This window comes from Type-A symbiont of Plautia stali (genome assembly GCF_059731155.1).
On sequence record NZ_AP035891.1, the window covers coordinates 2429970 to 2454685 of the forward strand.

The following is a 24716-nucleotide window of genomic DNA, read 5'->3' on the forward strand; positions in this document are numbered from 1 at the left end:
TTCATGCGAAAAAAATTAAAGAAGATTCTTGTTAATACTCCCCTGATTTTCCTCGCCGGATTTTCCGTGTTTACACATGCAGCTATTGACAGGCATGCATTAAATGCCAGACTTAAGAGTCTGGAAAATCATTCCGGTGGCCGACTGGGTATTAGTGTGATTGATACGTCAGATGGTGCAAGATTCTCATGGCGCGGTAATGAGAGATTTCCAATGTGCAGCACCAGCAAAGTCATGGTTGTTGCATCCGTATTACAGAAAAGTGAAAAAGATAAACAGTTACTTGATCATAAGGTTTTCCTGAAAAAGTCTGACATGGTTAACTATAATCCTGTCACTCAAAAACATATTAACTCCACCATGACTGTAGGCGAACTGAGTGTTGCTGCTTTACAATTCAGCGATAACGCCGCAATGAATAAGCTGCTCGAACTCATTGGAGGCCTACGCCATGCAACGTTATTTGCACGTGAGATTGGGGATAACAAATACCGGCTGGACAGAAATGAACCTAGTTTAAATACTGCAATACCAGGAGATAATCGCGATACAACGACTCCAGATGCGATGGCTGAAAGCCTGAATAAACTCGTCCTTGGTTCGGTACTTGCTGAAACGCAGCGTGCGAAACTCACGGAATGGATGAAAGGTAATACCACAGGCTTAAACAGTATCAGAGCAGGCCTGCCTTCAGACTGGGCAGTCGGGGATAAAACCGGAAGTGGTGATTACGGCACGACTAATGATATCGCCGTCATCTGGCCTAAAGACCATGCCCCTATAGTACTGACAACATACTTTACACAACGAGTAAAAGACGCGAGTGCACGCAAAGATGTCCTCGCGAGCGCGGCTAAGTTAGTCGCTGAATCTATCAGTAACTAAATGATGGTTTAATAGCTGGCACTACTATTTTCAACAGCAACCGGCTCAACGTAAGCGGGTTGCTGTATGAAAGCCAACCTGTTGCCATGTAATTACACGATAAAACCATTGGGTCTGATTAAAAGCGTTTCGTTATCAGCTAATCCTGTCAATGAATGCCATGTTGTTTTGTCATCATGTATCTGTAAATCTGTATCAAATCTATAAAATATCTCCTGACCGACCGCAAAAGATTTCGGACCACCCAGCCGAACGTACTCTGTGCCAAATAAATCGAGTGTTGAAAGGAGCCTGTCGCGATTAATAACCCATAAATGCGGGGATCGGGTGCCAGATTGACAGCGTAATTTATTAACTGTGCCATTATGTATATATTCATATCGCATGTGAAGTTCATTGTAGTCAATTATTTCACTGAAATACTTGGCGTTGCTCTCCGTTTTGAGCTGGAACCGTGCGTCAAAATCTGTTCTCAGCCAGGCTTGCTTGCCGTTTCTGACAGCCACAGGTAGCCTTTCTGATTCATACGTATTCAGTAAGGAGTGGTCATGCTTGCCTGACAAAACGTGAGCCACCTTTCAGCTCAGATTATGGGCATCAGCAATCCCGGTATTGGCGTTAAATCCTCCCCAGGTGGCATCACATGCGCTGCGTCTCCCATAAGAAAAACACGTCCAGTTCTGATAAGAACTGGCAACTTTAACACGTGTATTCCAGACTGATCTTGCTAATATTTTGACATCCGTATTTTTACCGATAGCACAGCAAAGAAGCGTAGAAAGTTTATTATCATCCCAGTTTTCAGGATTATCTTTTACAGGATCATATGATAAATGAAAGGACCATAGTGTCGTATTGTTCATTGAGAGAAAAAGACCTTCGACCTTGTCATTGCTCACTTCATACTGGCTGAAGGTTTTTTCTTTAACATCATCGGTAAGGTCCGCTTCAAAAAAATATTCAGGTAATATCTGTTAGCCTCAATCCCTCTCCGTTCTATACCCAAAGCTCTTCTGACATTGCTTCTGGCTCCATCCGCAGCGAAAAGCCAGCTGGCAGAGATGACATGCGATACACCATGAGAATCTTTGGCTATGGCAGTAACGTTATTCTGATTTTCTGTTATTTCTATCAGTTCCCAGCCAAAATGGAGATTTTGCTGCCGGGCCAATAAAGCTTCATATAATATCGGTTCAATCAGCGTTTGTGGGCATGCCGTCAATTTACAGGGGGACGGATCTGCTTCCGAATGTAATCGTTTAACATCCGCTTCGACAAGCGAGGTTGATTCAAGCATTGAAACTCCGCGCCTGGCTCCGCCAAATTTTGCCCTGCTTCCACGCGGATACTGACACTTTTTCTATTGCATCCTGAAGGCCCACACTACGAAACAACTCCATCGTCCTTGCAGAAAACCCTCTTGTTCGCGGAAGCCCTGACAGGGATAAGCCTTTTTCTATCAGGATAAATGGGACATCGTTTTGGTGCAGAAACAAGGCTGCAGAGAGCCCCACGATACCTCCTCCCACGATCAAAACTACTGTATCATTAACCCATTCAACTGACATAAAATCCCCCTGGTTTCAATTTTGGCCTAACCACTTAACGAATAACTTATCAGTGATAAATTGCAACTTATCACTGATAAGCTGAGAGGTCTATGAAAAAAAATCTAAGCGCTACTGTTATCGTTACTGAGGGCTTGAAGTTACTGGATGAGGCTGGGATAGAAGGCATCAGTACGAGAAAAATTGCCAGGAGACTGGGTGTAGAGCAACCGGCTTTGTACTGGCATTTCAAAAATAAGGAGATGTTGCTACAGGCTATGGCCGTTGAAGCTATGCAGTCACACAGGGATTTTCCGTTGTCTGATGAAGGAGAAAATCTTAAAAAATGGTTTATAAACAATATGAAATCATTTCGTAAGGCCCTGCTTTGTTATCGTGACGGTGCACGTCTGCATGCTTATCATGTACCTGGTGACGACACTGGTAGACTCGAGAAAAAATTGGGCGTTCTGATGCGCCTGGGCATTGCTGAGCAGGATGCGACGCTCGCCTTAATGACTGCGTCAAAATTTACCGTCGGTTTTGTCCTTGAAGAACAGCAGGAAAGCTCGCTGCCTCAGTTAAATAAAAAAGTCCTTTCTTCATAACAGATAAAGATTATATGTACGAATGTGGATTGGAAATGATAACAAAAAATTTATTCACGCACGGTCAGGGTAATTCTGTGTAGGCTGGAATTCTTGTGCGTTAATTCTTTCTTGTTTCACAGGAAGGGTGACGCATAAATGTACTTAATCTCTTAATGGTTTTCAGCCTGCTCCATCAGGGCGAAGCTTTTATTATCAGGCCGGATGACGCCTTGTTTGAATAAAGTGATTTTTTTCCAGGAAATTCATGTCAATAATAAAAATTAAATAATATTTTAAGGCTGATTAGGATACTTTTCGGCACGCCACTCTTCCCACTTATTCCTGAGGCGTATTTTATCGGTTCCAGCCTTTTCACTAAGTACTGTCATTTTTAATATCCTGTCCACTCTGAAATGGCGGAAATCTTTCTTTTCCTCACACTAAGCTATCAGAAGGCAATTCGTTAAGTCGTAACCCAGAATGATTGGCCATACAACGCGTCTCGAAACAACATTATCGACGGCTCGATATTCAAGCAGAATTTTACGGTTTTCCCGTATGGCTATTCTGATTTCGCGGGTATCTGGTTTTATGATTTCAGCATCATTTGGTTTGACAGCAACCGCTGAATCACTCAGCAAACACATCAATTTTTTCGGAATCACCGAAGATATCTTTGATAAGACATCATATGCGTTGTTTGCAAGAGTAGCATCTGGCAGTTGCTTAACCAGTTCAATGCCTAAAAAAATGGCTTCAAGTTCTTCCGCTGTGAACATCAAAAGGGGCATATCGTAATCCGGACTTAGCCTGTAGCCTGTGCCAGCTTCACCCTCCACAGGTACCCGTTGACCAGCCAAGTCGGCCACATCCCAGTATATGGTGCGTTTAGACACCTCAAGCTCTTCAGCTAACTGTGCAGCGGTGACAGGAAGATTTTTCCTGCGAAGGATCTGAATTAACTGAAAAAGTCTGTCTGCACGTCTCATTTTTTCCTTGTTGCCACAACGGTGTCAGCAGGCATAAGCCATGATGCTTTGAGTTGCTACCAATACCATAATCCGGAGATTTATTATGAAATTAACGTCTGTGAGACTCATTGTAAAATGATATCGTTAAAGTTGTAGAGTTTTATGAATTAATCATTAATTCTCGTGCTGAATGGCTGGCGCCTGCCTTCGCTGAAATAGTCACTTCAGGCGGGGTGATAGCCCTTGCTGGCGAAGAGACAGTGGCGTTTTTTAAGGAGGGTTGTGCTATAGCAGCCGCGAACCAGACAGCGATCATCGAATTTCTTGTAAAAGACGTTGATAGCGAATTCGTTAGATTAAAAAAATATGACGTTGAATTCGTTCACGAACCCAAAGACATGCCGTGGGGCAACAGAACGCTAAAGCTACGCGATCCTGAAGGCACGCTTGTATCATTTTTTACGCCTGTAACGGAAAGCGCCAGAGAACGATTCAACCGCTAACGATTTGCTTGTTTTACCCGTGGGTGGCCTTCTCAACTGCCCTGTCAGGGCAGCTCACCTAAAGGTGCTCTTTAACGACACGGTACCTTTGCCAGTTCCCTAACAAAAGACCGCGCCGCCTGCTTCGCCTCACTGCCATACCTTTTAGGGTATCAAACAGGCAAATCTTAGGCTGTGTCCCTTAATTACATAACCTTTTGTAAAACAGCCGGATGCATCCCAGTTTCACCATCGCCAGATAATTCCTCGCCGTTTTGTCGTAACGTGTGGCAATGCGGCGGTATTCTTTTGTCCGGAGTAGGCTTTGTCAGCCAGCACTGCATGGCCACGACGCTTCATGCTGCCGTTCCGGCGCTGAACACCAATACCGTCCAGAAGACGTTGTGCAAACTGGCTTTCGTGAGCCTGACCGGGACTCAGTACGATATTTAACGGCAGACCGCTTCCGTCTGTCGCCAGATGGATTTTGGTGCCAAAACCACCGCGAGAGCGACCCAGCCCATTATCTCCGGCGGTATCGGAATGTTTTTTTGCGCCCCGGCGGCGCACCTGAGTGCCCGGATATTGCTGCCATCCAGCGCAGTTGCGGACCAGTCAGCGAGACCATGAGCATCAAGAGAAGAAAGTAACCTGTTGAAAATAATGTTAATCACTCCCGATTTAGACCATCGATTAAAACGGTTATAAACGGTCTTCCATGGGCCATATCGCTCAGGCAAATAGCGCCATGGTGCGCCTGAACACAGCACCCAGAACATGCCGTTGATGATCATACGATGTTCAGCCCATGGACGTCCGGCCCGTGGTGTTGCTGGTTCAGCAGGTAATAAGGGCTGGATGATGTCCATGCTTCATCGGGAAGGTCGTAGCGAGCCATAGTTCAGTGTGTTGTGGAAACAGGTAGTTACTATATCTCAGGTGATTAAGGGACACAGCCTAGTGTTAAATCAGACCAAATGGGTGCCTGGTGATACACAAACACTCTTTGGTAACCCATGATCACTGCAGTCATTAGATTCCACATTAACCAGCTGCGTGCCCATTCTGGAATAATATTTATTAAATATATGACAGGTGTGAACCAGAACAAAAATTGCAAAAGTATAGGCATAAACTGGCCAACATCTCTAAAAAATACATTCATGACCCCTAATGTAATACCCATACCTGTTGCGAATAAAACCTGTATTATTAGTAATGGTATGATGCAAAGGAAGGCCATCCCAGGAAAATTTCCTGTTACTATCAAAAAAATAACATACAATGAAAATATCATAAAAAAAATTAACAAACGATACTCCAATCGCAATAATAGGCAGGCATATTCTCGGAAAGTTTATTTTTTTAAATAATTACACTATCTACAAAAATATTTATTAATCTACTCAAAAGCTCTGAGAAAAAACCCCATGTTAGCAAGCCTGCACACAGATATATACTATATGCAAAGGGAATAGTGCTATCCGGCATCCTTGCTTTCATAACTTCCGAAAAAATGACAGTGTATACTACAATCATTGCAAGGGGCTGAAGTATGAGCCATGCAGTCCCCAACAAGCTGGTATGGTATCTGCTCTTAAACTCTCTTTTAATACTGTTAATTATAAAACCTTTGTAAGCTGAAGCAGCTATTAATATTTTGAGCATTAAATCAAGCCTCTTATGATTTTTTTACTTCCGTAAGTTTTTCTTCAACCATTCCGGGATTTGATTTCCCTTCTATATTCACACGTAGTAATGGTTCTGTATTAGAAGTTCTAACGTTAATTCGCCAATTTTCATGATCTATGCTAAGCCCATCGGTATGATTAATTTCAAGGCATTTTACAGAAAATAAATCTTTTATTGCGGCTATCGCTGCGCTCTTATTTTCAATATTGAAATTAACTTTACCGCTACAAGGGTATTTGGTCAATCTTTCTTTTATCATGTCCGATAGTGTAGTTCCCTTTACAGCTAGCAATTCAGCCGATAATAACCACGGAATCATTCCGCTATCACAATAAGCAAAATCACGGAAGTAATGGTGTGCGCTCATTTCGCCGCCGTACACCGCATCTTCTTCACGCATGCGCTCTTTAATAAAGGCGTGCCCGGTTTTCGACATAACAGGTATGCCACCCGCTTTGGTGACGACGTCGATGGTGTTCCAGGTCAAACGTGGATCGTGAATGATCTTCGCGCCAGGCTCTTTCTTGAGGAACGCTTCGGCCAGCAGGCCGACAATGTAATAACCTTCGATGAACTCTGCGTTCTCGTCAAACAGGAAGCAGCGATCAAAGTCGCCATCAAATGCGATGCCCATGTCGGCTTTGTTCGCTTTCACCGCGTCGGAGGTATCTTTCCGGCACTCTGGCAGTAAGGGATTAGGAATACCGTTCGGGAAATGACCATTTGCTTCATGATGTACTTTAACGAAGGTAACCGGTGCATTTGCCTGCTGGAAGCGCTTTTCGATTTCATCAATGATGTGACCTGCAGCGCCATTACCCGAGTTGATGACCAGCGTCATTGGTTTGGTGAAATTTGCCAGATCAATGTAGCCCATCAGGTGATCCACATAGGCATCCAATACCGAGATCTGTTTATAGCTGCCACGCTTAGCTGCATCGACCGGAGCAAAATCGTTAGCCTCAGCCAGACGCTGAACATCACGTAAGCCTGTATCGCCACTGATAGGACGGGAACCTTCACGCACCAGCTTCATGCCGTTATAGTTCATCGGATTATGACTTGCCGTCACTTCAATGCCACCATCAATGCCTAGGCTGTGTCCCTTAATCACCTGAGATATAGTAACTACCTGTTTCCACAACACACTGAACTATGGCTCGCTACGACCTTCCCGATGAAGCATGGACATCATCCAGCCCTTATTACCTGCTGAACCAGCAACACCACGGGCCGGACGTCCATGGGCTGAACATCGTATGATCATCAACGGCATGTTCTGGGTGCTGTGTTCAGGCGCACCATGGCGCTATTTGCCTGAGCGATATGGCCCATGGAAGACCGTTTATAACCGTTTTAATCGATGGTCTAAATCGGGAGTGATTAACATTATTTTCAACAGGTTACTTTCTTCTCTTGATGCTCATGGTCTCGCTGACTGGTCCGCAACTGCGCTGGATGGCAGCAATATCCGGGCACTCAGGTGCGCCGCCGGGGCGCAAAAAAACATTCCGATACCGCCGGAGATAATGAGCTGGGTCGCTCTCGCGGTGGTTTTGGCACCAAAATCCATCTGGCGACAGACGGAAGCGGTCTGCCGTTAAATATCGTACTGAGTCCCGGTCAGGCTCACGAAAGCCAGTTTGCACAACGTCTTCTGGACGGTATTGGTGTTCAGCGCCGGAACGGCAGCATGAAGCGTCGTGGCCATGCAGTGCTGGCTGACAAAGCCTACTCCGGACAAAAGAATACCGCCGCATTGCCACACGTTACGACAAAACGGCGAGGAATTATCTGGCGATGGTGAAACTGGGATGCATCCGGCTGTTTTACAAAAGGTTATGTAATTAAGGGACACAGCCTAGATCAATCACAACTAAAAGGGGCATTGCAAACGATTGCTTTCACAACGCAACCGTTTAAAATCGCCCCTTTGTTGTTATTGAGAAGCCACCATGTCCGTCAATACTGCTGAATCCCACCAGCGTGCCACTGCGCCAGGCGAGAGCAAAAGTGAACTGATTTACCGTCTTGAAGATCGTCCGCCGCTGCCGCAAACGCTGTTTGCTGCCTGCCAGCATCTGCTGGCGATGTTTGTGGCGGTGATTACCCCGGCACTGCTGATCTGCCAGGCGCTCGGCTTACCGGCGCAGGACACGCAGCACATCATCAGCATGTCGCTGTTTGCTTCGGGCGTGGCGTCCATTCTGCAAATCAAAACCTGGGGACCGGTGGGTTCTGGCCTGCTATCGATTCAGGCCACCAGCTTTAACTTTGTCACGCCGCTGATCATGGGCGGTATGGCGCTGAAAAACGGCGGCGCCGATGTGCCGACCATGATGGCGGCGCTGTTTGGTACTCTAATGGTGGCCTCCTGTACCGAGATGTTGCTGTCACGCGTGCTGCACCTCGCACGGCGCATCATCACGCCGCTGGTGTCCGGCATTGTGGTGATGATTATCTGTCTGTCGCTGATTCAGGTAGGACTGACCTCGATTGTGGGTGGCTTCGCCGCCATGAACGATCACAGCTTTGGTGCGCCGAAAAATCTGCTGCTGGCCGGTTCCGTGCTGCTGGTCATCATCCTGCTTAACTGCCAGCGCAACCCTTATCTGCGCGTCGCGTCGCTGGTGATCGCCATGGCGGTGGGTTATGCGCTGGCCTGGGCGCTGGATATGCTGCCCGCCCGCTACCTCTGCACCTACCAACCAGGCGCTGCTGGCCGTGCCGTCGCCGCTCTACTATGGCCTGGGTTTTGACTGGAATCTGCTGATTCCGCTGATGCTGGTGTTTATGGTGACCTCGCTGGAAACCATCGGCGATATTACCGCCACCTCCGATGTCTCCGAACAGCCGGTCAGCGGTCCGCTGTATATGAAGCGCCTGAAAGGCGGCGTGCTGGCCAATGGTCTCTACTCGTTTGTGTCGGCGCTGTTCAACACCTTCCCTAACTCCTGCTTTGGTCAGAACAACGGGGTGATTCAGCTGACTGGCGTGGACAGCCGTTACGTGGGCTTTGTGGTGGCGCTGATGCTGATCGTACTCGGCCTGTTCCCGGCGGTGAGCTGCTTTGTGCAGCATATTCCGGAACCGGTACTGGGCGGTGCCACCATCGTGATGTTTGGTACCATTGCCGCTTCCGGCGTGCGCATCGTATCGCGCGAATCGCTCAATCGCCGCGCCATTATGATCATCGCGCTGTCGCTGGCGGTGGGCCTCGGCGTATCGCAACAGCCGCTGATTCTGCAATTTGCCCCGGACTGGCTGAAAACCCTGCTGTCATCCGGCATCGCCGCCGGGGGTATCACCGCTATCGTGCTTAACCTCGTCTTTCCGCAGGAAAAGTAATGCTGCTGGCAGGCTACGGCCTGCCTGTTATTTATCCGCTTTTTCATCCAGACTGTTGAGCTGTAACGGTAATTCAGGCATAACAACCACTCACCGGATAAATATCGGGATGGATGGATGCGATGAAATTTTTAGGCAAGTTTTTCCTTACCTTGTTACTGCTGATTCTGCTGGCGCTGGTGGTTCTCTATGTGCTGCTGCAAACCCAGTGGGGCGCAGGCTGGTTTAGCCATTGGGTAAGCGATAAAACCGCCTGGCATCTGTCGCTGAGTAAGATTGAGCACAACTTCTCCTCGCCTTCACACATCATCCTGGATGACTTCAGCTTCGGCCACGACGGCCAGCCGGCGGTGCTGGTGGCGAAGCGCGTCGATCTCGGTCTGGCACTGGTGCAGTTCAGCGATCCGCTGCATTTCGACAGCATTGAAGTGCGCGACGGCGACATCAACCTCGCTAACCAGTCACCACAAACCACGCTGCTGATTCAGGCCAACCGGCTGCAGCTCAATAACGTGCAGATCGAAAGCCCGCACAGCGCCCTGCCGCTGGCGGCGCAGCGGGTAAACGGCGGCATTGTGCCGTGGAAGCCCACGCCTGACGATATGCTGGGCAGCGATGCACAGTTCCAGATGAGCGCACGTGCCATGACGCTGGACGGCGTCGCCGGTAACAACGTCCTGCTATATCGCCAAACGCCGGCTGGTGCTGAGCAATATCGGCGCCGATCTGGCGCACGACTCAATGACCGAACGTGCCGAGCGCGACGCGCAGGGTAACTGGCAAATCAACCAGCTGCGTCTTAACGATATTCGCCTGCAAACCCAGCAGAGCCTGAGCGAGTTCCTCAGTCCGCTGCGTGACGTGCCTTCGGTGAGCATCAACCGGCTGGATATGACCGATGCGCGCCTGCAGGGCCCGGACTGGGCCGTGACCGATCTCGATCTGCCCCTGAAGAACATTACGCTGCGCGGCGATGACTGGCAGAGTGACGACGGTTCGCTGGCCATGAACGCCGGCAACTTTATTAACGGCAGCTTTGAACTCAACGATCCGATCGTCAATGCCGAATTCTCACCGCAGGGCATTCAGCTGACGCAGTTCAGCTCACGCTGGGTCAACGGCGTGATTCGTGCCAGCGGCAGCTGGACGCGCAGCGATAAGCGCCTGACGCTTGACGATTTAGCCATTGCCGGCCTGGAATACACGCTGCCGCAAAACTGGCGGGATCGCTGGCAGCAGACGCTGCCGGGCTGGCTGAATAGCGTGCTGGTGAAGCGTGCGACCGCTAACCGTAACCTGGTGATTGATATCAATCCGGCCTTCCCGTTCCAGATGACCGCGCTCGACGGTAATGCAGAGAATCTGCTGCTGGCACGCCAGCATCAATGGGGTATCTGGGCGGGCAAAGCCAGCTTTAACGCGGCGGAAGCCACCTTTAACCGCACCGATTTGCGCCATCCGTCGATTAGCCTGAACGCCAGCGATCGGCAGATTGAGGTCAGCGAGATGAGCGCCTTTAACGGCAGCGGATTACTGGAAACGGCAACCGCAGGACAGGAAGCACAGCGTCCGTTTACGCTGAACCTGAAAGGCCAGGCGGTGCCGGCAAACGTGCTGCAAAACTGGGGCTGGCCTGCGCTGCCGCTGGGTGGCAGCAGTAATTTGCAGCTGCAGCTGAAGGGCTCGCTCAGCGCTGGCGCCCCGCTGCGTGCCAGCGCAGAAGGCACTTTGTCGGTGACGACGGATACGCAGTCGCTGCAGCAGATGATGCGTGGCGGGCAGGTGCAGTGATGATTGCATGACCGATCGCGATGAAAAGCGCGATGCGGTTCAGTTACGCTTTTTTGGTCGCCATTAATGGCGCCCCTACAAAATCAATGCACAGTTTTTCCAGGGTGCGCATTCATGCGCACCGAGGTAATCGGATCAATTTTTTGGCTGCGCGCTGTGGTCGTTAATTAATGCGCGCGCCTGAACCGCCCTCTTCCAGCGGTCCGTCGGGATCGGCGGGTAACACGATATAGACGCCTTCAAACACCGCGCCCAGCTCATCATCCCCAAACAGCTCCACCTCCATCTGCACGCGTGCTTTTCGTCCGCGCGCCAGTCGGTCGAGATCGCCGCTCAGCGAGCCGAGATCGGCGATGGCGCCGGGCCATCCGCTGATGGGTTTGCTGTAGCGAATATGCGCATCGGCCAGAATAATGGTGCCGCCGAGATGGCGTTCGCGCAGCAGCAGCCAGATCAACCCCCAGCCGGTGAGCGTGGCGAGTGAAAACAGGCTGCCGGCAAACAGCGTATGGTGCGGGTTCTGGTTGCCGGCTTCTGGCATGGTGGTAACAAACTTCTGCCCGGTATACTGCAGAATGCGCACGCCCATCTTTTCGCTCAGCGGGATGTGTTCGTACCACGCCTGCTGCAGCTGTCCACACCAGTCGGCGCGATGCAGAATATCATCCAGCGTCACCACCGGTTTAATCATCAGGAAGTGACGCACCGGCGTGGTTTGCGGTGCGGTAATTTCGCCCTGATTGACAAAGCCCAGCTTGGCAAAGAACTCCACCGCATCCTCGCGCGCGCTACAGGTGACGCGTTTGGCCCCTTCCTGGCGCGCCACCGACTCCAGCGTCATCGCCACCAGCGTGCCCAGCCCTTTGCCCTGCACCGACGGATGCACCGCCAGAAAGCGGATCGCCGCTTCATTTTCCGCATTGATATACAGCCGGCCCACCGCTACCGGTTTGCCGTGCTCATCCACCACCATCTGGTGATGCGCCAGCGCATCCCAGGCATCACGTTCTGAGCCCTGCGGCTGGCGCAGCGGCTTCCGTAACATTTCCCAGCGGAACTGGTAATACATATCCAGTTCTTCCGCCGTTTGCAGTACGCGAAGATGATACATAAAGTGATTCTCTCGTTCGGAGCTTGCGTGGCTGATCCCTTGCCGCTCGGCTAAAAATTTCACACCTGTAACCAGAAGGTCACCGGACCATCGTTAATCAGCGAAACCTGCATATTGGCGGCGAAGCGCTCGTTGGCGGTGGTGACGCCCAGCGCCCGGCAGCGATCGCTGAAGTCGTGATAGAGGCGCTCGGCTTCCGCCGGATGCGCGCCGCCGGAAAAAGAGGGACGCATGCCTTTTTGCGTGTCGGCCGCTAGGGTGAATTGCGAAACCACCAGCACGCTACCGCCTGTCTGCTGTACGCTGAGGTTCATTTTGTCGTTCTCATCGCCAAAGATGCGGTAGCCCAGCACTTTCTCTGCCAGGCGCTGTGATTTCTGCTCGTCATCGCCCTTTTCCACCCCCAGCAGCACCAGCAGACCGGCGCCAATTTCGCCTACCGTGGCGTTATCCACGCTGACGCTGGCGCGCGTCACACACTGAATCAAAGCAATCATGTTTCCTCTCGTTCTTTATCGCGTTCCTGCTGTTTTAACTGGCGATAGTCATCCAGCGTGACGGTCACTTCTGCGCCTAACAACACAATACACCAGGTCCAGTAAACCCACAGAAACAGGATTGGGATCACCGCCAGCACGCCGTAAATTAACTGATACGAAGGAAACATCGTAACATAGAGCGCGAAGCCTTTTTTGCCCAGCTCGAACAGCAAACCCGCGACCACCGCACCTATCAACGCATCGTGTCCCGGCACGCGCCGCGTCGGCACAATGCTGTACAGCAGCCAGAAGGCAAGAATGGAGAGTACCAGCGGGAAGATGCGCAGCGCCTGATCGATCAGGCTGGTGACGCCGGTAACGTTCACCCAGCGCAGCGACAGCAGATAGGAGCTGATGGCCAGACTGGCACCGGCCAGCAGCGGTCCCAGCGTCAGGATCATCCAGTACACCGCAAAGGAGTAGACCATCGGGCGCGGCTTGTCGCTGCGCCAGATGGCGTTGAGCGCGCTGTCGACCGAGTGCATCAGCAGCAGCGCAGTGACAATCAGCCCGACCGCCCCGACCGCCGTCATTTTGTTGACGTTGGCGACAAACTGATCGAGATAGCGCTGAATCACATCCCCGGCGGCCGGCATAAAGTTAGTGAAGATGAAGTTCTTCAGCTGTACGCTGATGTCGGAGAACACCGGGAACGCGGCAAACAGCGCGAATACCACGGCAATCAGCGGCACCAGCGCCAACAGTGACACGTAGGCCAGGTTACCGGCCTGCGTGGTCATGTTGTCTTCATCGATGCGGCGCCACAGCAGTTTGATCCACAGGAAAAACGCATGCGCCGAGTGGCGCAGATGAGTTCGCATGGTCACTCAGCGACGGCTCGCAAACCAGTCAGGCACGGTTTTCGCATCTTCGACCAGCACGCTCTCAATGCCCAGCGCGCGCGCCGCATCAACATTGGCCTGGTTGTCATCAAAGAATACGGCCTGATCGGCGGTGAAGCCTTCATGCTCCAGTACGTAGTGCCAGATGCGCGCTTACGGTTTGCGCATGCCGATATCCTGCGACATATAGATGTGGTCGGCAGCCTACTGCACTTCCGGATACTGCGTTGGCCAGAACTCGAAATGCAGCTGGTTGGTGTTAGACAGAATCACCACGCGCTCGCCGCTGGCGCGCAGCTGGTTCATGATCGCCAGCGTTTCCGGACGCACGCCGACAAACACCGCCTGCCAGCCAGCGGTGAACTGCGGATAGCTCAGGGCAATATCGAGCTGGTCACACAGCCGCGCGGCAAACTCCGGGTCGCTGATTTCGCCCCGCTCGTGCTGCTCGAAGGTCTCGTCCATGCGAAAACGGCTCTGCAGCGTGGCAAGCGGCACGCGTCCCAGATCGCTCCAGACGCCGAGTACCCGATTGAAATCGATATCAACAATCACATTGCCTAAATCAAAGATGTACAGCATGACACCTCTCCTCTACGTTCCCTGGAACATTCACTCTAGCGGTAAAAGGCAAGCCTGAACAGGTACGCTTAGGGGAAATCCGCATTCCGGAAGCGGGGTCTGATTTCGTGCGGGTCGCGCTGCCTCAGCCGGCAGGCAAAAAAAAGCCCCGTGGGTGCAGGGCTCATTATCAGACGATTTCGCTTACTCTTTGCTGCCGCGAGACGCGCGTTTGCGATCGTTCTCGGTCAGATGGCGTTTACGAATACGCACTGACTGTGGCGTCACTTCTACCAGTTCGTCGTCATCGATGAACTCGATAGCCTGCTCCAGCGTCATTTTCTGCGGTGGTACCAGGGTGGTAGCTTCGTCAGTACCTGACGCACGCATGTTGGTCAGTTTCTTACCGGTCAGGCAGTTAACGGTCAGGTCGTTAGAACGGCTGTGAATACCGATGATCTGGCCTTCATACACTTCCGCACCGTGACCGAGGAACAGCTTACCGCGATCCTGCAGGCCGAACAGGGCGAAGGCAACCGCTTTACCCTGACCGTTGGAGATCAGCACGCCGTTCTGACGCTGGCCCACTTCGCCCGGACGCACGTCGTCGTAGTGGCTGAAGGTGGAGTAGAGCAGACCAGTACCGGAAGTCATGGTCATGAATTCGTTACGGAAGCCGATCAGACCACGGCTTGGGATCACGTAGTCGAGACGTACGCGGCCTTTACCATCCGGATCCATGTTTTTCAGGTCGCCTTTACGCTCACCCATCGCCTGCATCACCGAACCCTGGTGGGTTTCTTCGATGTCGAGGGTAACGTTTTCGAATGGCTCCTGCTTGCGGCCTTCGAATTCACGGAAGATAACTTTCGGACGGGATACCGCCAGCTCGTAGCCTTCACGACGCATGTTCTCGATCAGAACTGACAGGTGCAGCTCACCACGACCGGATACGCGGAATGCATCGGCATCTTCGGTTTCTTCTACGCGCAGCGCTACGTTGTGCACCAGCTCTTTGTTCAGACGCTCAAGGATCTGACGCGACGTCACAAACTTACCTTCTTTACCACAGAACGGTGAGGTGTTGACGTTGAAGAACATGGTTACGGTTGGCTCATCCACGCTCAGCGCCGGCAGCGCTTCCACATTCTGCGTGTCGCAGATGGTGTCGGAGATGTTCAGCTCGCCCAGACCAGTGATAGCGATGATGTCGCCCGCTTCAGCCAAGTCGGATTCAATACGCTCCAGACCCAGATGGCCCAGCACTTTACCGACTTTCGCGTTACGGGTTTTCCCTTCGCTGTCGATCACAGTAACCTGCTGGTTTGGCTTAACTTTACCGCGCTTGATGCGGCCGATACCGATTACGCCGAGGTAGTTGTTGTAGTCCAGCTGCGAGATCTGCATCTGCAGTGGGGCTTCAACTTCAACCTGCGGTGGAGAAACGTGGTCGACGATTGCCTGATACAGCGGGGTCATGTCGTCAGCCATGTCGGTGTGATCCAGACCGGCGATACCATTTAGCGCAGACGCATAAATGATCGGGAAATCGAGCTGCTCGTCAGTCGCGTCGAGGTTGACGAACAGGTCAAATACCTGGTCAACAACCCAGTCCGGACGCGCGCCAGGACGGTCAACTTTGTTGATGACTACAATTGGCTTCAAACCGTGGGCAAAGGCTTTCTTGGTTACGAAGCGGGTTTGCGGCATAGGGCCATCCATCGCGTCTACAACCAGCAGCACCGAATCCAACATGGACATGACGCGCTCAACTTCACCACCGAAGTCGGCGTGTCCCGGGGTATCAACGATGTTGATACGGTAGTCGTTCCATTTGATGGCGGTGTTTTTCGCTAGGATGGTAATCCCACGCTCTTTCTCCAAATCGTTGGAGTCCATCACGCACTCAGTCGCTTCGGTACGGGCATCAAAAGTACCGGACTGTTGCAGCAGTTTGTCAACCAGGGTGGTCTTACCATGGTCAACGTGCGCGATGATGGCGATGTTACGCAAATTTTCGATCACAGCTTTGCCTCAGGCATTATAGAAATAACGCGGTATTGTACACGGATTAAGCGAAAGACTGAACATGATCACAGTTTTCGCCGAAAGATTCTCGCAGTGCGCGTTTTTAGTATCAATAACGGTGCATTAAGCTGCACTTTGATGGCGCCTTGCACCATTCAAGTGCTTACCCTAAACTGACGGCACAATTCTGGTGCACTCCGTCCACGCTGGTGCAGCCGTCGTCTCACCGCAGGGCGCATCACAGCGCCATTTTCACCATTGTAATAAAGTTGGCACAGAATTCGCTTTATATCTTTTAAGCGAAAACTACAGTTGCACAACGGTTGAAGAGCTTGCCGAGATCTTGGTCAGGGGTGGTCAGTAGTCGTGACACATTCCCGGCAACAGAAGTTTTCTCACCACGACGACAAAATGACCATTTCCAGGAGAGTTGAGTATGTCCGCTGAACACGTTCTCTCGATGATGAACGAGCACAAAGTTAAGTTTGTTGACCTGCGTTTTACCGATACCAAAGGTAAAGAACAGCACGTTACTATCCCTGCTCACCAGGTTAACGCTGACTTCTTCGAAGAAGGCAAAATGTTCGATGGCTCTTCCATCGGCGGCTGGAAAGGCATTAACGAATCAGACATGGTGCTGATGCCGGATGCAACAACTGCCGTGATGGATCCGTTCTTCGAAGATCCGACGCTCATCATCCGCTGTGACATTCTCGAGCCAGGCACGCTGCAGGGCTACGATCGCGACCCGCGCTCCATTGCCAAGCGCGCAGAAGAGTTCCTGCGTTCTTCCGGCATCGCCGACACCGTACTGTTCGGACCTGAGCCAGAGTTCTTCCTGTTTGACGACATCCGTTTCGGCTCTTCGACTTCCGGCTCACACGTGGCTATCGACGACATAGAAGCAGCCTGGAACACCGGTAAAGAGTACGAAGGCGGTAACAAAGGTCACCGTCCAGGTCTGAAAGGCGGCTACTTCCCGGTACCACCGGTTGACTCATCACAGGACATCCGTTCTGCCATGTGTCTGACCATGGAGCAGATGGGTCTGGTGGTTGAAGCGCATCACCACGAAGTGGCAACCGCTGGTCAGAACGAAGTGGCTACCCGCTTCAACACCATGACCAAGAAAGCTGACGAAATTCAGATCTACAAATATGTTGTGCACAACGTCGCGCACGCCTACGGCAAAACGGCTACCTTTATGCCGAAGCCGATGTTTGGCGACAACGGTTCCGGTATGCACTGCCACATATCACTGTCTAAAGGCGGCGTAAACCTGTTCTCTGGCGACAAATACGGCGGCCTGTCTGAAACTGCCCTGTTCTACATCGGCGGTATCATCAAGCACGCAAAAGCCATCAACGCCCTAGCAAACCCGACCACCAACTCGTACAAGCGTCTGGTCCCAGGCTACGAAGCGCCGGTAATGCTGGCTTACTCAGCACGTAACCGTTCTGCGTCTATCCGTATCCCGGTTGTGGCCAGCCCGAAAGCACGTCGTATCGAAGCGCGTTTCCCGGATCCAGCGGCTAACCCATACCTGGCGTTCACCGCACTGCTGATGGCCGGCCTCGACGGCGTGATCAACAAGATCCACCCTGGCGATGCGATGGACAAAAACCTGTACGACCTGCCACCAGAAGAAGAAGCTGAGATTCCAAAAGTGGCCGGTTCACTGGAAGAAGCACTGAATGCACTGAACGAAGACCGCGAGTTCCTGACCCGTGGCGGCGTGTTCACCGACGACGCTATCGATGCTTATATCGAACTGCGTAAAGCTGACAACGACCGCGTACGCATGACGCCGCACCCGGTTGAGTTCGAACTGTACTACAGCGTTTAATCCTTAAAAGATTCGCGCAGATGCACCGTAGCCGCCAACGCCGCGACGGTGCTAATCCTAGCGCTGAAGATTTTTTGTTGCCGTGGAAACTTTAGCCCATCTCCGGATGGGCTTTTTTCACCGCGAATTCATCGTTTGACGGATAGATTTGCGTCCCCAAAGGCTATAATGCACTAATTTAGTGCTGAGGAACGCTGTATGGCAACTGGCACGCTGCCCGACGCGGGGCAGATTCTCAACTCCCTGATCAACAGTATTTTGCTGGTCGATAACGATCTGGTTATCCACTACGCCAACCCGGCGGCCCAGCAATTACTGGCGCAAAGCTCACGAAAATTGTTCGGCACGCGCTTACCGGAACTTACCGGCTATTTTTCGCTGAACATTGAGGTAATGAGCGAGAGTTTAGGGGCAGGCCAGGGCTTTACCGATAGCGAAGTAACGTTAGTGGTTGATGGCCGCGCGCACATTATGTCGCTCACGGCACAGCGTCTACCCGACGGATTTATTCTGCTGGAAATGGCGCCGATGGATAATCAGCGTCGTCTCAGCCAAGAGCAGATTCAGCACGCTCAGCAGGTTGCCGCGCGCGATCTGGTACGCGGCCTGGCGCACGAAATTAAAAACCCGCTCGGCGGATTGCGCGGCGCGGCGCAGCTGTTATCGCGCGCCCTGCCCGATCCGGCGCTGAATGAATATACCAAAGTAATTATTGAGCAGGCCGACCGGCTGCGTAACTTGGTCGACCGCCTGCTGGGTCCGCAGCAGCCCGGACTGCACGTGACCCAGAGCATCCATCAGGTGGCTGAACGTGTGGTTAACCTGGTGTCGATGGAGCTGCCGGAAAACGTCTCACTGGTGCGTGATTATGACCCCAGCCTGCCGGAGCTGCCGCACGACCCGGACCAGATTGAGCAGGTGCTGCTTAACGTGGTACGTAACGCACTGCAGGCGCTGGGCGAAGCGGGCGGCACCATTGTCATCCTTACCCGTACCGCGTTTCAGCTGACGTTACACGGCACGCGTTACCGGCTGGTGGCGCGTATCGACATTGAAGATGATGGCCCGGGCATTCCGGCCCAGCTGCAGGATACGCTGTTCTATCCGATGGTCAGCGGACGCGAAGGCGGCACCGGTTTAGGTCTCTCTATCGTCCGCAGCCTGATCGATCAGCATTCGGGAAAAATTGAATTTAACAGTTGGCCAGGCCACACCGAATTCTCGGTTTACCTGCCTATTCGCCAGTGAGGTTTCTATGCAACGAGGGATAGTCTGGATCGTCGATGACGATAGCTCCATCCGCTGGGTGCTTGAACGTGCGCTCACTGGAGCCGGTTTAAGCTGCGCCACCTTTGACAGCGGCAACGAGGTGCTGGATGCGCTCTCGACCAAAACCCCGGACGCATTATTGTCGGATATTCGTATGCCAGGCATGGATGGTCTGGCGCTGCTGAAGCAGATCAAACAGCGTCATCCGATGCTGCCGGTCATCATTATGACCGCGCATTCGGACCTCGACGCGGCGGTCAGCGCTTATCAGCAGGGCGCGTTTGATTACCTGCCTAAGCCGTTTGATATTGATGAAGCGGTCGCGCTGGTAGAGCGCGCCATCAGTCACTATCAGGAGCAGCAGCAGCCGCGCAATCAGCCGGTAAGCGGCCCGACCACCGACATCATCGGCGAAGCGCCGGCGATGCAGGATGTCTTCCGCATCATCGGCCGTCTGTCGCGTTCGTCGATCAGCGTGCTGATCAACGGCGAGTCCGGTACCGGTAAAGAGCTGGTAGCGCATGCGCTGCATCGCCACAGCCCGCGCGCCAAATCCCCGTTTATCGCGCTAAATATGGCGGCGATCCCGAAGGATTTGATCGAATCGGAGCTGTTTGGCCACGAGAAAGGCGCTTTTACCGGCGCGAACCAGATTCGTCAGGGCCGCTTTGAGCAGGCCGATGGCGGCACGCTGTTTCTCGACGAAATCGGCGATATGCCGCTTGATGTGCAGACGCGCCTGCTGCGCGTGCTGGCCGATGGCCAGTTCTATCGTGTTGGCGGCTATGCGCCGGTCAAAGTGGATGTGCGCATCATCGCCGCTACCCACCAGAATCTGGAGCTGCGCGTGCAGGAAGGCAAATTCCGTGAGGACCTGTTCCATCGCCTCAACGTGATTCGCGTGCATCTGCCGCCGCTGCGTGAACGTCGCGAGGATATCCCGCGTCTGGCGCGGTACTTCCTGCAGGTCGCAGCGCGTGAGCTGGGCGTGGAAGCGAAAATTCTGCACCCGGAGACCGAAGCCGCGCTGACGCGACTGCACTGGTCGGGTAACGTGCGCCAGCTGGAGAACACCTGCCGCTGGCTGACGGTCATGGCCGCAGGCCAGGAAGTGCTGATTCAGGATCTGCCGCCGGAGCTGTTTGAGTCGAGTACGCCGGAAAATCCGGTGCAGTTGCTGCCGGACAGCTGGGCAACGCTGCTGGCGCAGTGGGCAGACCGCGCGCTGCGTTCCGGTCATCAAAACCTGCTGTCAGAAGCACAGCCGGAGATGGAGCGTACGCTGCTGACCACTGCACTGCGTCATACGCAGGGCCACAAGCAGGAAGCGGCACGTTTACTGGGCTGGGGCCGCAATACGCTCACGCGTAAACTGAAAGAACTGGGCATGGAATAACGCGGAAAAGTGTAAAAGGGTTATTTATTGCACACTTTCTGCGCGTGTTCTGCGCGTGACATCTGTACAGACCGGTGCCGTTCAGTATCATACGGGCGGCAATCGGGAGAGGCTAACATGGTGCAATCTGTCATCCAGCTGATAGCGCATAACGTGGCGGCAATCGGTAATGCTGTGACTCACTCACCGCAAACTGCGCTGGCCGCCGTGGTCTGCGCCATCAGCGTCAGTCTGTTCAGTTAACATAAAGGGAGCGCTGGCTCCCTTTATGCTTAAATTACCCGCGAAAATTGCTGCATGCGCGCTTTCTGCCGCAGATAGCGGTCAAAGCACATGCAACCGGTGACCTGCAGCCGGCGCTCACCAATCTCAAGCAAGCCGTCCGCCACCAGCGGCGCCAGCAGCGCTAAGTCCTCAGCAAAATAGCGTTCAAACACCACCGGCCACCGGGCTTCGATGTCGGCAAAATCCAGCGCAAAGTTACAGAGCAGCGCTTTAATCACATCACGCCGCAGACAATCATCCTCGCTCAGGGTTAAACCGCGCCATAGCGCATGGCCCTGCTGCTCAACGCTGGCATACCAGGCTTTTAACTCTTTCTGATTCTGCGCATAGCTGTCGCCCAGCATGCTGATGGCCGAAACGCCCAGCCCGAGCAGTTCGGTTTCGCCCTGCGTGGTATAACCCTAGAAATTGCGATGCAGCACGCCGGCGCGCTGCGCCACCGCCAGTTCATCATCCGGTTTGGCAAAATGGTCCATGCCAATAAACTGGTAACCCGCACCGGTCAGCGTCGCGATGGTTTGCTGCAGGATTTGCAGCTTCTGCGCCGCCGTCAGCAGCTCCTCATCTTTGATTTTGCGCTGTGCGGCAAACAGCGCAGGCATGTGCGCATAGTTGAAGACGCTGAGGCGATTTGGATTGAGCGCAATCACCCGCTGCAGCGTAAAGGCAAAGCTCTCTGGCGTCTGCAGCGGCAGGCCGTAGATCAAATCCAGACTGACTGAGCGGAATCCCTGCGCGCGGGCACGTTGCACCAGGGCGAAAATGGTCTCTTCATCCTGAACGCGGTTGACCCGCTCCTGCACCGACTTGTTGAAATCCTGCACGCCCATGCTCAGGCGATTGAAGCCCTCAGCCCGCAGGTGATCGATCATCTCCAGCTCAATCTCACGCGGATCGACTTCGATCGACATCTCCACATCGTCAGCGATGTCGAAATGGCTGCGCAGCAGCGCCACCAGCCGGCTGACCTGCTGCTGATTAAGGAAGGTGGGCGTGCCGCCGCCCCAGTGCAGCTGCGTAACGCGACGGCCGGCAAACAGCGGAGCGCGCTGACGAATCTCCTGCGCCAGAACCTCCAGATAGCGATCGGCCTTGTGCAGCTGGCGCGTCACGATTTTATTGCAGCCGCAGAAGTAACACAGACGATGGCAGAACGGGATATGCACATACAGCGACAGCGCGCGCTCGGGATAGCGCTCAACCGCGCGCTGAAAATCGTTCGCGTCAAAGCTTTCACTGAATTCCAGCGCGGTGGGATAGGAGGTGTAACGCGGACCGGCGTAATTGTATTTTTCGATGAGCCGCTGATCCCACTCAATCTGCTGCGATGACATGCTCACTCCTTACGGTGACGTCGTCTGAGGGCGGGTCGCGTGGCAGAAGAGGAGACGAAGCGCTGGGCGGAACGCCGCCGTAAGCGCGATTTCAGCCGCGACAGGCGGCGTAGTTTAAACAATAACCACAGCAGATAACACGTCAGCAGCAGCGCTAAAATTGATCTAGGCCAAAACATAGGTGAATACTTGTTTAGCGCGGCATGCGCAAAGCCGCATGCCGATCAAAAATGGCGGTTAGTGGCCCTTAAGCAGGCGCATCATATCCTCTTCAGCCTGCTCGTCTTCGGCGTCGTCATCCAACGCAATGCCCAGCGTTTCCATCAGCTCGTCGATGCGATCCAGCGTCTCATCCAGCCACGCCTGATCTTCTGCGCTCAGGGTTTCGCCGCTCTCAAGGCGATCGAGCAGCGTGTCGAGACGCTCATCGTTCTCCAGCTTCGCCAGCTCTTCCTGCGGCGTCAGAAGCACTTTTTCGGCTTTAGGCTTTGGCTTCGCCACTTTCTTCTCGGGCAGGGTTTTTCCGTCCGCCACCAGCGCGATTGGCTTTTTGCTGCCCACGCGCGGATCGGCGCTCTTTTTGCTGTGCCCTTTACCGGCGCTTTGCGTTTCCGGGTTGGCGCGGCTGCCGGATTTGTGGCCGCTGTGCTTTTTATCGCGCTTGCGATCGCGGGCTTCCTGGTTCAGTTCTTCACGCGATTTGCGTTTCGCTTTAGCAGCAGGTTTGCCACGCTGGGCTGGTGCAGGTTGCTTCATGTGTTCGGTCTCGGCGATGCCTGGTGAGTTCAGTATAGAATTGCGGCGAAATCTAGCAGAAAGATGACAAAGAAATAAGGCGATAGCCTGTGCTATCGCCTTATTTCGCACCTTCATACGAAGGAGACACGCGTCAAATCCTTTACGGCTCACAACGTCCCGGTTGCTCCATCGCCACATTGCTCCTGCGAGTAATCCCTGTCCCTGTCCGATTCCTGCCTGAATCGCTCTCCTGCCATGCTCGCGGTCATCCCCGACGCTCCTGAGCTCATCATCCTGATGGGTGCTGCCGTGCACTGACAACAAATGTAGACCAAACAGTAAATTGAACAAGTGAGACTTGTCTCTAATTTAGAGCGGTCTTTTTCATATTTAACTTAACCTTATGAAAATAAAAAACAATATGGCAAATGAATGTTGCATGAATCCGTCATCACTGGTAGCAGTTATCGGCGATCTCTTACAAAATGGCGCGTTAAGACGTCTGTCGGGCACTTTTGCGCCATAACAGGTATAATTAGCGCCATTGCCCGATCATTCTGCTGGAGTTTTACATTGTCTGCTTTGAACTATCACGTCACCCATTTCATGCTCAGCGCGCCGGATATTCGTCATCTACCGGCGGATACGGGCATTGAAGTTGCCTTTGCTGGACGCTCAAATGCAGGCAAATCCAGCGCGCTGAATACCCTGACCAACCAGAAAAGCCTGGCGCGTACCAGTAAAACGCCAGGCCGCACGCAGCTGATTAACCTGTTTGAAGTGGTGGAAGGCAAACGCCTGGTGGATTTACCGGGTTACGGTTATGCGGAAGTCCCGGAAGAGATGAAGCGTAAATGGCAGCGCGCGCTGGGTGAATATTTGCAGAAACGTCAGGCTCTGAAAGGACTGGTGGTGCTGATGGATATCCGCCATCCACTTAAAGATCTCGATCAGCAAATGGTTGAGTGGGCAGGGCAGAGCGGTATTCCGGTCATGATTCTGCTAACCAAAGCCGACAAGCTGACTTCCGGTGCCCGTAAAGCGCAGCTGAACATGGTGCGTGAAGCATCGCTGGCATTTATGGGCGATGTCCAGGTCGAGATGTTCTCATCGCTGAAAAAACTGGGCGTCGATAAGCTGCGTCAGAAACTCGATACCTGGTTTAGCGAGCTGACCCCGGCGCAGGAAGGCGACGGCGAAGCGCTGTCAGAGTAGTGCCTGAGCGGACCTTTGCGTCCGCTTTTTTTCAGAAAAAGCCCAATAAAAAACGCCCCAGTCATAAATGACTGGGGCGGCTAATATTCAGCCAAATCCGATTACGTGAAGTAACAGGTCTGAAAGATAGAACATCTTACCTCTGTACCCTACGCGATGAACTTTACCCGATTTTTTCTGACCAACAAAGGGTTTTTTGTTGTTAAGTTTCAGAATTCGACATCTTTTTTACCAGCTTCGTCACAT

General features: G+C 52.8%; 21 protein-coding genes and 6 pseudogenes. 11 read left to right on the forward strand and 16 right to left on the reverse strand.

The annotated features are described in order from the left end of the window. Nucleotides 1–3: 3 nt before the first annotated feature. The gene (bla, locus tag AC6I8M_RS12965) at nucleotides 4–885 is read left to right on the forward strand and encodes a class A beta-lactamase (protein ID WP_498013407.1); all 882 of its coding nucleotides are present in this window, start codon (nucleotides 4–6) and stop codon (nucleotides 883–885) included. Nucleotides 886–977: 92 nt separating this feature from the next. Here bla and AC6I8M_RS12970 read toward each other — a convergent pair whose 3' ends face one another. The 4 genes from AC6I8M_RS12970 to AC6I8M_RS12985 all read right to left on the reverse strand — a co-directional run bounded on the left by AC6I8M_RS12970 (nucleotide 978) and on the right by AC6I8M_RS12985 (nucleotide 2453). Next, nucleotides 978–1391 carry a hypothetical protein gene (locus tag AC6I8M_RS12970; RefSeq protein WP_498013408.1) on the reverse strand — a complete coding sequence of 138 codons (414 nt, stop codon included), beginning with the start codon at nucleotides 1389–1391 and terminating at the stop codon, nucleotides 978–980. 72 nt (nucleotides 1392–1463) lie between these two features. Continuing rightward, on the reverse strand, nucleotides 1464–1784 hold the full coding sequence (locus tag AC6I8M_RS12975; protein ID WP_318285211.1) for a hypothetical protein: 321 nt from the start codon (nucleotides 1782–1784) through the stop codon (nucleotides 1464–1466). Continuing rightward, nucleotides 1781–2182 (reverse strand): FAD-dependent monooxygenase, encoded by a 402-nt coding sequence (locus tag AC6I8M_RS12980; protein WP_498013409.1) that lies wholly within the window; start codon nucleotides 2180–2182, stop codon nucleotides 1781–1783. Before AC6I8M_RS12980 ends, AC6I8M_RS12975 begins: the two co-directional genes overlap by 4 nt. Continuing rightward, nucleotides 2175–2453: an FAD-dependent oxidoreductase gene (locus tag AC6I8M_RS12985; protein ID WP_498013410.1), complete on the reverse strand. Its 279-nt coding sequence runs from the start codon at nucleotides 2451–2453 to the stop codon at nucleotides 2175–2177. The genes AC6I8M_RS12980 and AC6I8M_RS12985 overlap by 8 nt, the downstream gene beginning before the upstream one ends. A gap of 92 nt (nucleotides 2454–2545) precedes the next feature. Here AC6I8M_RS12985 and AC6I8M_RS12990 point away from each other — a divergent pair, with 92 nt between their 5' ends. Further along, nucleotides 2546–3040, forward strand: a complete 495-nt coding sequence (locus tag AC6I8M_RS12990; RefSeq protein WP_498013411.1) for a TetR family transcriptional regulator — start codon at nucleotides 2546–2548, stop codon at nucleotides 3038–3040. A 422-nt stretch (nucleotides 3041–3462) separates the two neighbouring features. On the opposite strand, the gene AC6I8M_RS12995 is transcribed toward AC6I8M_RS12990, so the two are convergent. Next, complete coding sequence (locus AC6I8M_RS12995) at nucleotides 3463–4011, reverse strand: helix-turn-helix transcriptional regulator (protein WP_010617170.1); 549 nt, start codon at nucleotides 4009–4011, stop codon at nucleotides 3463–3465. A gap of 176 nt (nucleotides 4012–4187) precedes the next feature. On the opposite strand from AC6I8M_RS12995, the gene AC6I8M_RS13000 reads away from it, so the two are divergent. Beyond that, the gene (locus AC6I8M_RS13000; RefSeq protein WP_498013815.1) at nucleotides 4188–4496 is read left to right on the forward strand and encodes a VOC family protein; all 309 of its coding nucleotides are present in this window, start codon (nucleotides 4188–4190) and stop codon (nucleotides 4494–4496) included. Nucleotides 4497–4677: 181 nt separating this feature from the next. On the opposite strand, the pseudogene AC6I8M_RS13005 reads toward AC6I8M_RS13000, so the two are convergent. The 3 genes and pseudogenes from AC6I8M_RS13005 to AC6I8M_RS13015 all read right to left on the reverse strand — a co-directional run bounded on the left by AC6I8M_RS13005 (nucleotide 4678) and on the right by AC6I8M_RS13015 (nucleotide 7314). Beyond that, nucleotides 4678–5373, reverse strand: a pseudogene (locus AC6I8M_RS13005) (IS5 family transposase). Between the two features lie 45 nt (nucleotides 5374–5418). Further along, nucleotides 5419–5772 carry an ABC transporter permease gene (locus AC6I8M_RS13010; protein ID WP_498013816.1) on the reverse strand — a complete coding sequence of 118 codons (354 nt, stop codon included), beginning with the start codon at nucleotides 5770–5772 and terminating at the stop codon, nucleotides 5419–5421. A 384-nt stretch (nucleotides 5773–6156) separates the two neighbouring features. Further along, nucleotides 6157–7314 (reverse strand): phosphohexomutase domain-containing protein, encoded by a 1158-nt coding sequence (locus AC6I8M_RS13015; protein WP_022547098.1) that lies wholly within the window; start codon nucleotides 7312–7314, stop codon nucleotides 6157–6159. 8 nt (nucleotides 7315–7322) lie between these two features. Here AC6I8M_RS13015 and AC6I8M_RS13020 point away from each other — a divergent pair. From AC6I8M_RS13020 to AC6I8M_RS13030, 3 pseudogenes are all read left to right on the forward strand, one after another. Beyond that, nucleotides 7323–8018: pseudogene (locus AC6I8M_RS13020) on the forward strand (IS5 family transposase). A 104-nt stretch (nucleotides 8019–8122) separates the two neighbouring features. Next, a pseudogene (locus AC6I8M_RS13025) lies at nucleotides 8123–9515 on the forward strand (nucleobase:cation symporter-2 family protein). 122 nt (nucleotides 9516–9637) lie between these two features. Then, a pseudogene (locus tag AC6I8M_RS13030) lies at nucleotides 9638–11306 on the forward strand (AsmA family protein). A gap of 163 nt (nucleotides 11307–11469) precedes the next feature. On the opposite strand, the gene fabY reads toward AC6I8M_RS13030, so the two are convergent. The 5 genes and pseudogenes from fabY to typA form a co-directional block, all read right to left on the reverse strand. Next, a complete protein-coding gene (gene fabY / locus AC6I8M_RS13035; protein WP_010616812.1) occupies nucleotides 11470–12417 on the reverse strand; it encodes a fatty acid biosynthesis protein FabY in 948 nt (315 codons plus the stop codon). Between the two features lie 59 nt (nucleotides 12418–12476). Further along, the gene (gene dtd / locus AC6I8M_RS13040) at nucleotides 12477–12914 is read right to left on the reverse strand and encodes a D-aminoacyl-tRNA deacylase (protein ID WP_058948900.1); all 438 of its coding nucleotides are present in this window, start codon (nucleotides 12912–12914) and stop codon (nucleotides 12477–12479) included. After that, entirely contained in the window at nucleotides 12911–13777 is an 867-nt protein-coding gene (locus tag AC6I8M_RS13045; RefSeq protein ID WP_498013412.1) for a virulence factor BrkB family protein, read from the reverse strand. Before AC6I8M_RS13045 ends, dtd begins: the two co-directional genes overlap by 4 nt. A gap of 6 nt (nucleotides 13778–13783) precedes the next feature. Continuing rightward, nucleotides 13784–14380, reverse strand: a pseudogene (yihX, locus tag AC6I8M_RS13050) (glucose-1-phosphatase). A 183-nt stretch (nucleotides 14381–14563) separates the two neighbouring features. Next, the gene (typA, locus tag AC6I8M_RS13055; protein WP_010616808.1) at nucleotides 14564–16384 is read right to left on the reverse strand and encodes a ribosome-dependent GTPase TypA; all 1821 of its coding nucleotides are present in this window, start codon (nucleotides 16382–16384) and stop codon (nucleotides 14564–14566) included. Nucleotides 16385–16823: 439 nt separating this feature from the next. On the opposite strand from typA, the gene glnA reads away from it, so the two are divergent. The 4 genes from glnA (at nucleotide 16824) to AC6I8M_RS13075 (ending at nucleotide 21141) form a co-directional block, all read left to right on the forward strand. Beyond that, nucleotides 16824–18233 carry a glutamate--ammonia ligase gene (gene glnA, locus AC6I8M_RS13060; RefSeq protein WP_058948901.1) on the forward strand — a complete coding sequence of 470 codons (1410 nt, stop codon included), beginning with the start codon at nucleotides 16824–16826 and terminating at the stop codon, nucleotides 18231–18233. 198 nt (nucleotides 18234–18431) lie between these two features. Next, complete coding sequence (gene glnL / locus AC6I8M_RS13065; protein ID WP_010616807.1) at nucleotides 18432–19481, forward strand: nitrogen regulation protein NR(II); 1050 nt, start codon at nucleotides 18432–18434, stop codon at nucleotides 19479–19481. A 7-nt stretch (nucleotides 19482–19488) separates the two neighbouring features. Then, nucleotides 19489–20898, forward strand: coding sequence for a nitrogen regulation protein NR(I) (gene glnG, locus AC6I8M_RS13070; RefSeq protein ID WP_010616806.1), 1410 nt, complete (start codon nucleotides 19489–19491; stop codon nucleotides 20896–20898). 117 nt (nucleotides 20899–21015) lie between these two features. After that, nucleotides 21016–21141 carry a YshB family small membrane protein gene (locus AC6I8M_RS13075; RefSeq protein WP_010616805.1) on the forward strand — a complete coding sequence of 42 codons (126 nt, stop codon included), beginning with the start codon at nucleotides 21016–21018 and terminating at the stop codon, nucleotides 21139–21141. A 29-nt stretch (nucleotides 21142–21170) separates the two neighbouring features. Here the strand turns inward: AC6I8M_RS13075 and hemN are convergent. Both hemN and yihI read right to left on the reverse strand, forming a co-directional pair. Then, a pseudogene (gene hemN, locus AC6I8M_RS13080) lies at nucleotides 21171–22517 on the reverse strand (oxygen-independent coproporphyrinogen III oxidase). 237 nt (nucleotides 22518–22754) lie between these two features. Next, nucleotides 22755–23273, reverse strand: coding sequence for a Der GTPase-activating protein YihI (gene yihI, locus AC6I8M_RS13085; protein ID WP_058948902.1), 519 nt, complete (start codon nucleotides 23271–23273; stop codon nucleotides 22755–22757). 555 nt (nucleotides 23274–23828) lie between these two features. On the opposite strand from yihI, the gene yihA reads away from it, so the two are divergent. Then, nucleotides 23829–24470, forward strand: a complete 642-nt coding sequence (gene yihA, locus AC6I8M_RS13090; protein WP_010616802.1) for a ribosome biogenesis GTP-binding protein YihA/YsxC — start codon at nucleotides 23829–23831, stop codon at nucleotides 24468–24470. 87 nt (nucleotides 24471–24557) lie between these two features. On the opposite strand, the gene spfP is transcribed toward yihA, so the two are convergent. Beyond that, complete coding sequence (spfP, locus tag AC6I8M_RS13095) at nucleotides 24558–24605, reverse strand: small protein SpfP (protein ID WP_071892919.1); 48 nt, start codon at nucleotides 24603–24605, stop codon at nucleotides 24558–24560. Between the last annotated feature and the right edge of the window lie 111 nt (nucleotides 24606–24716).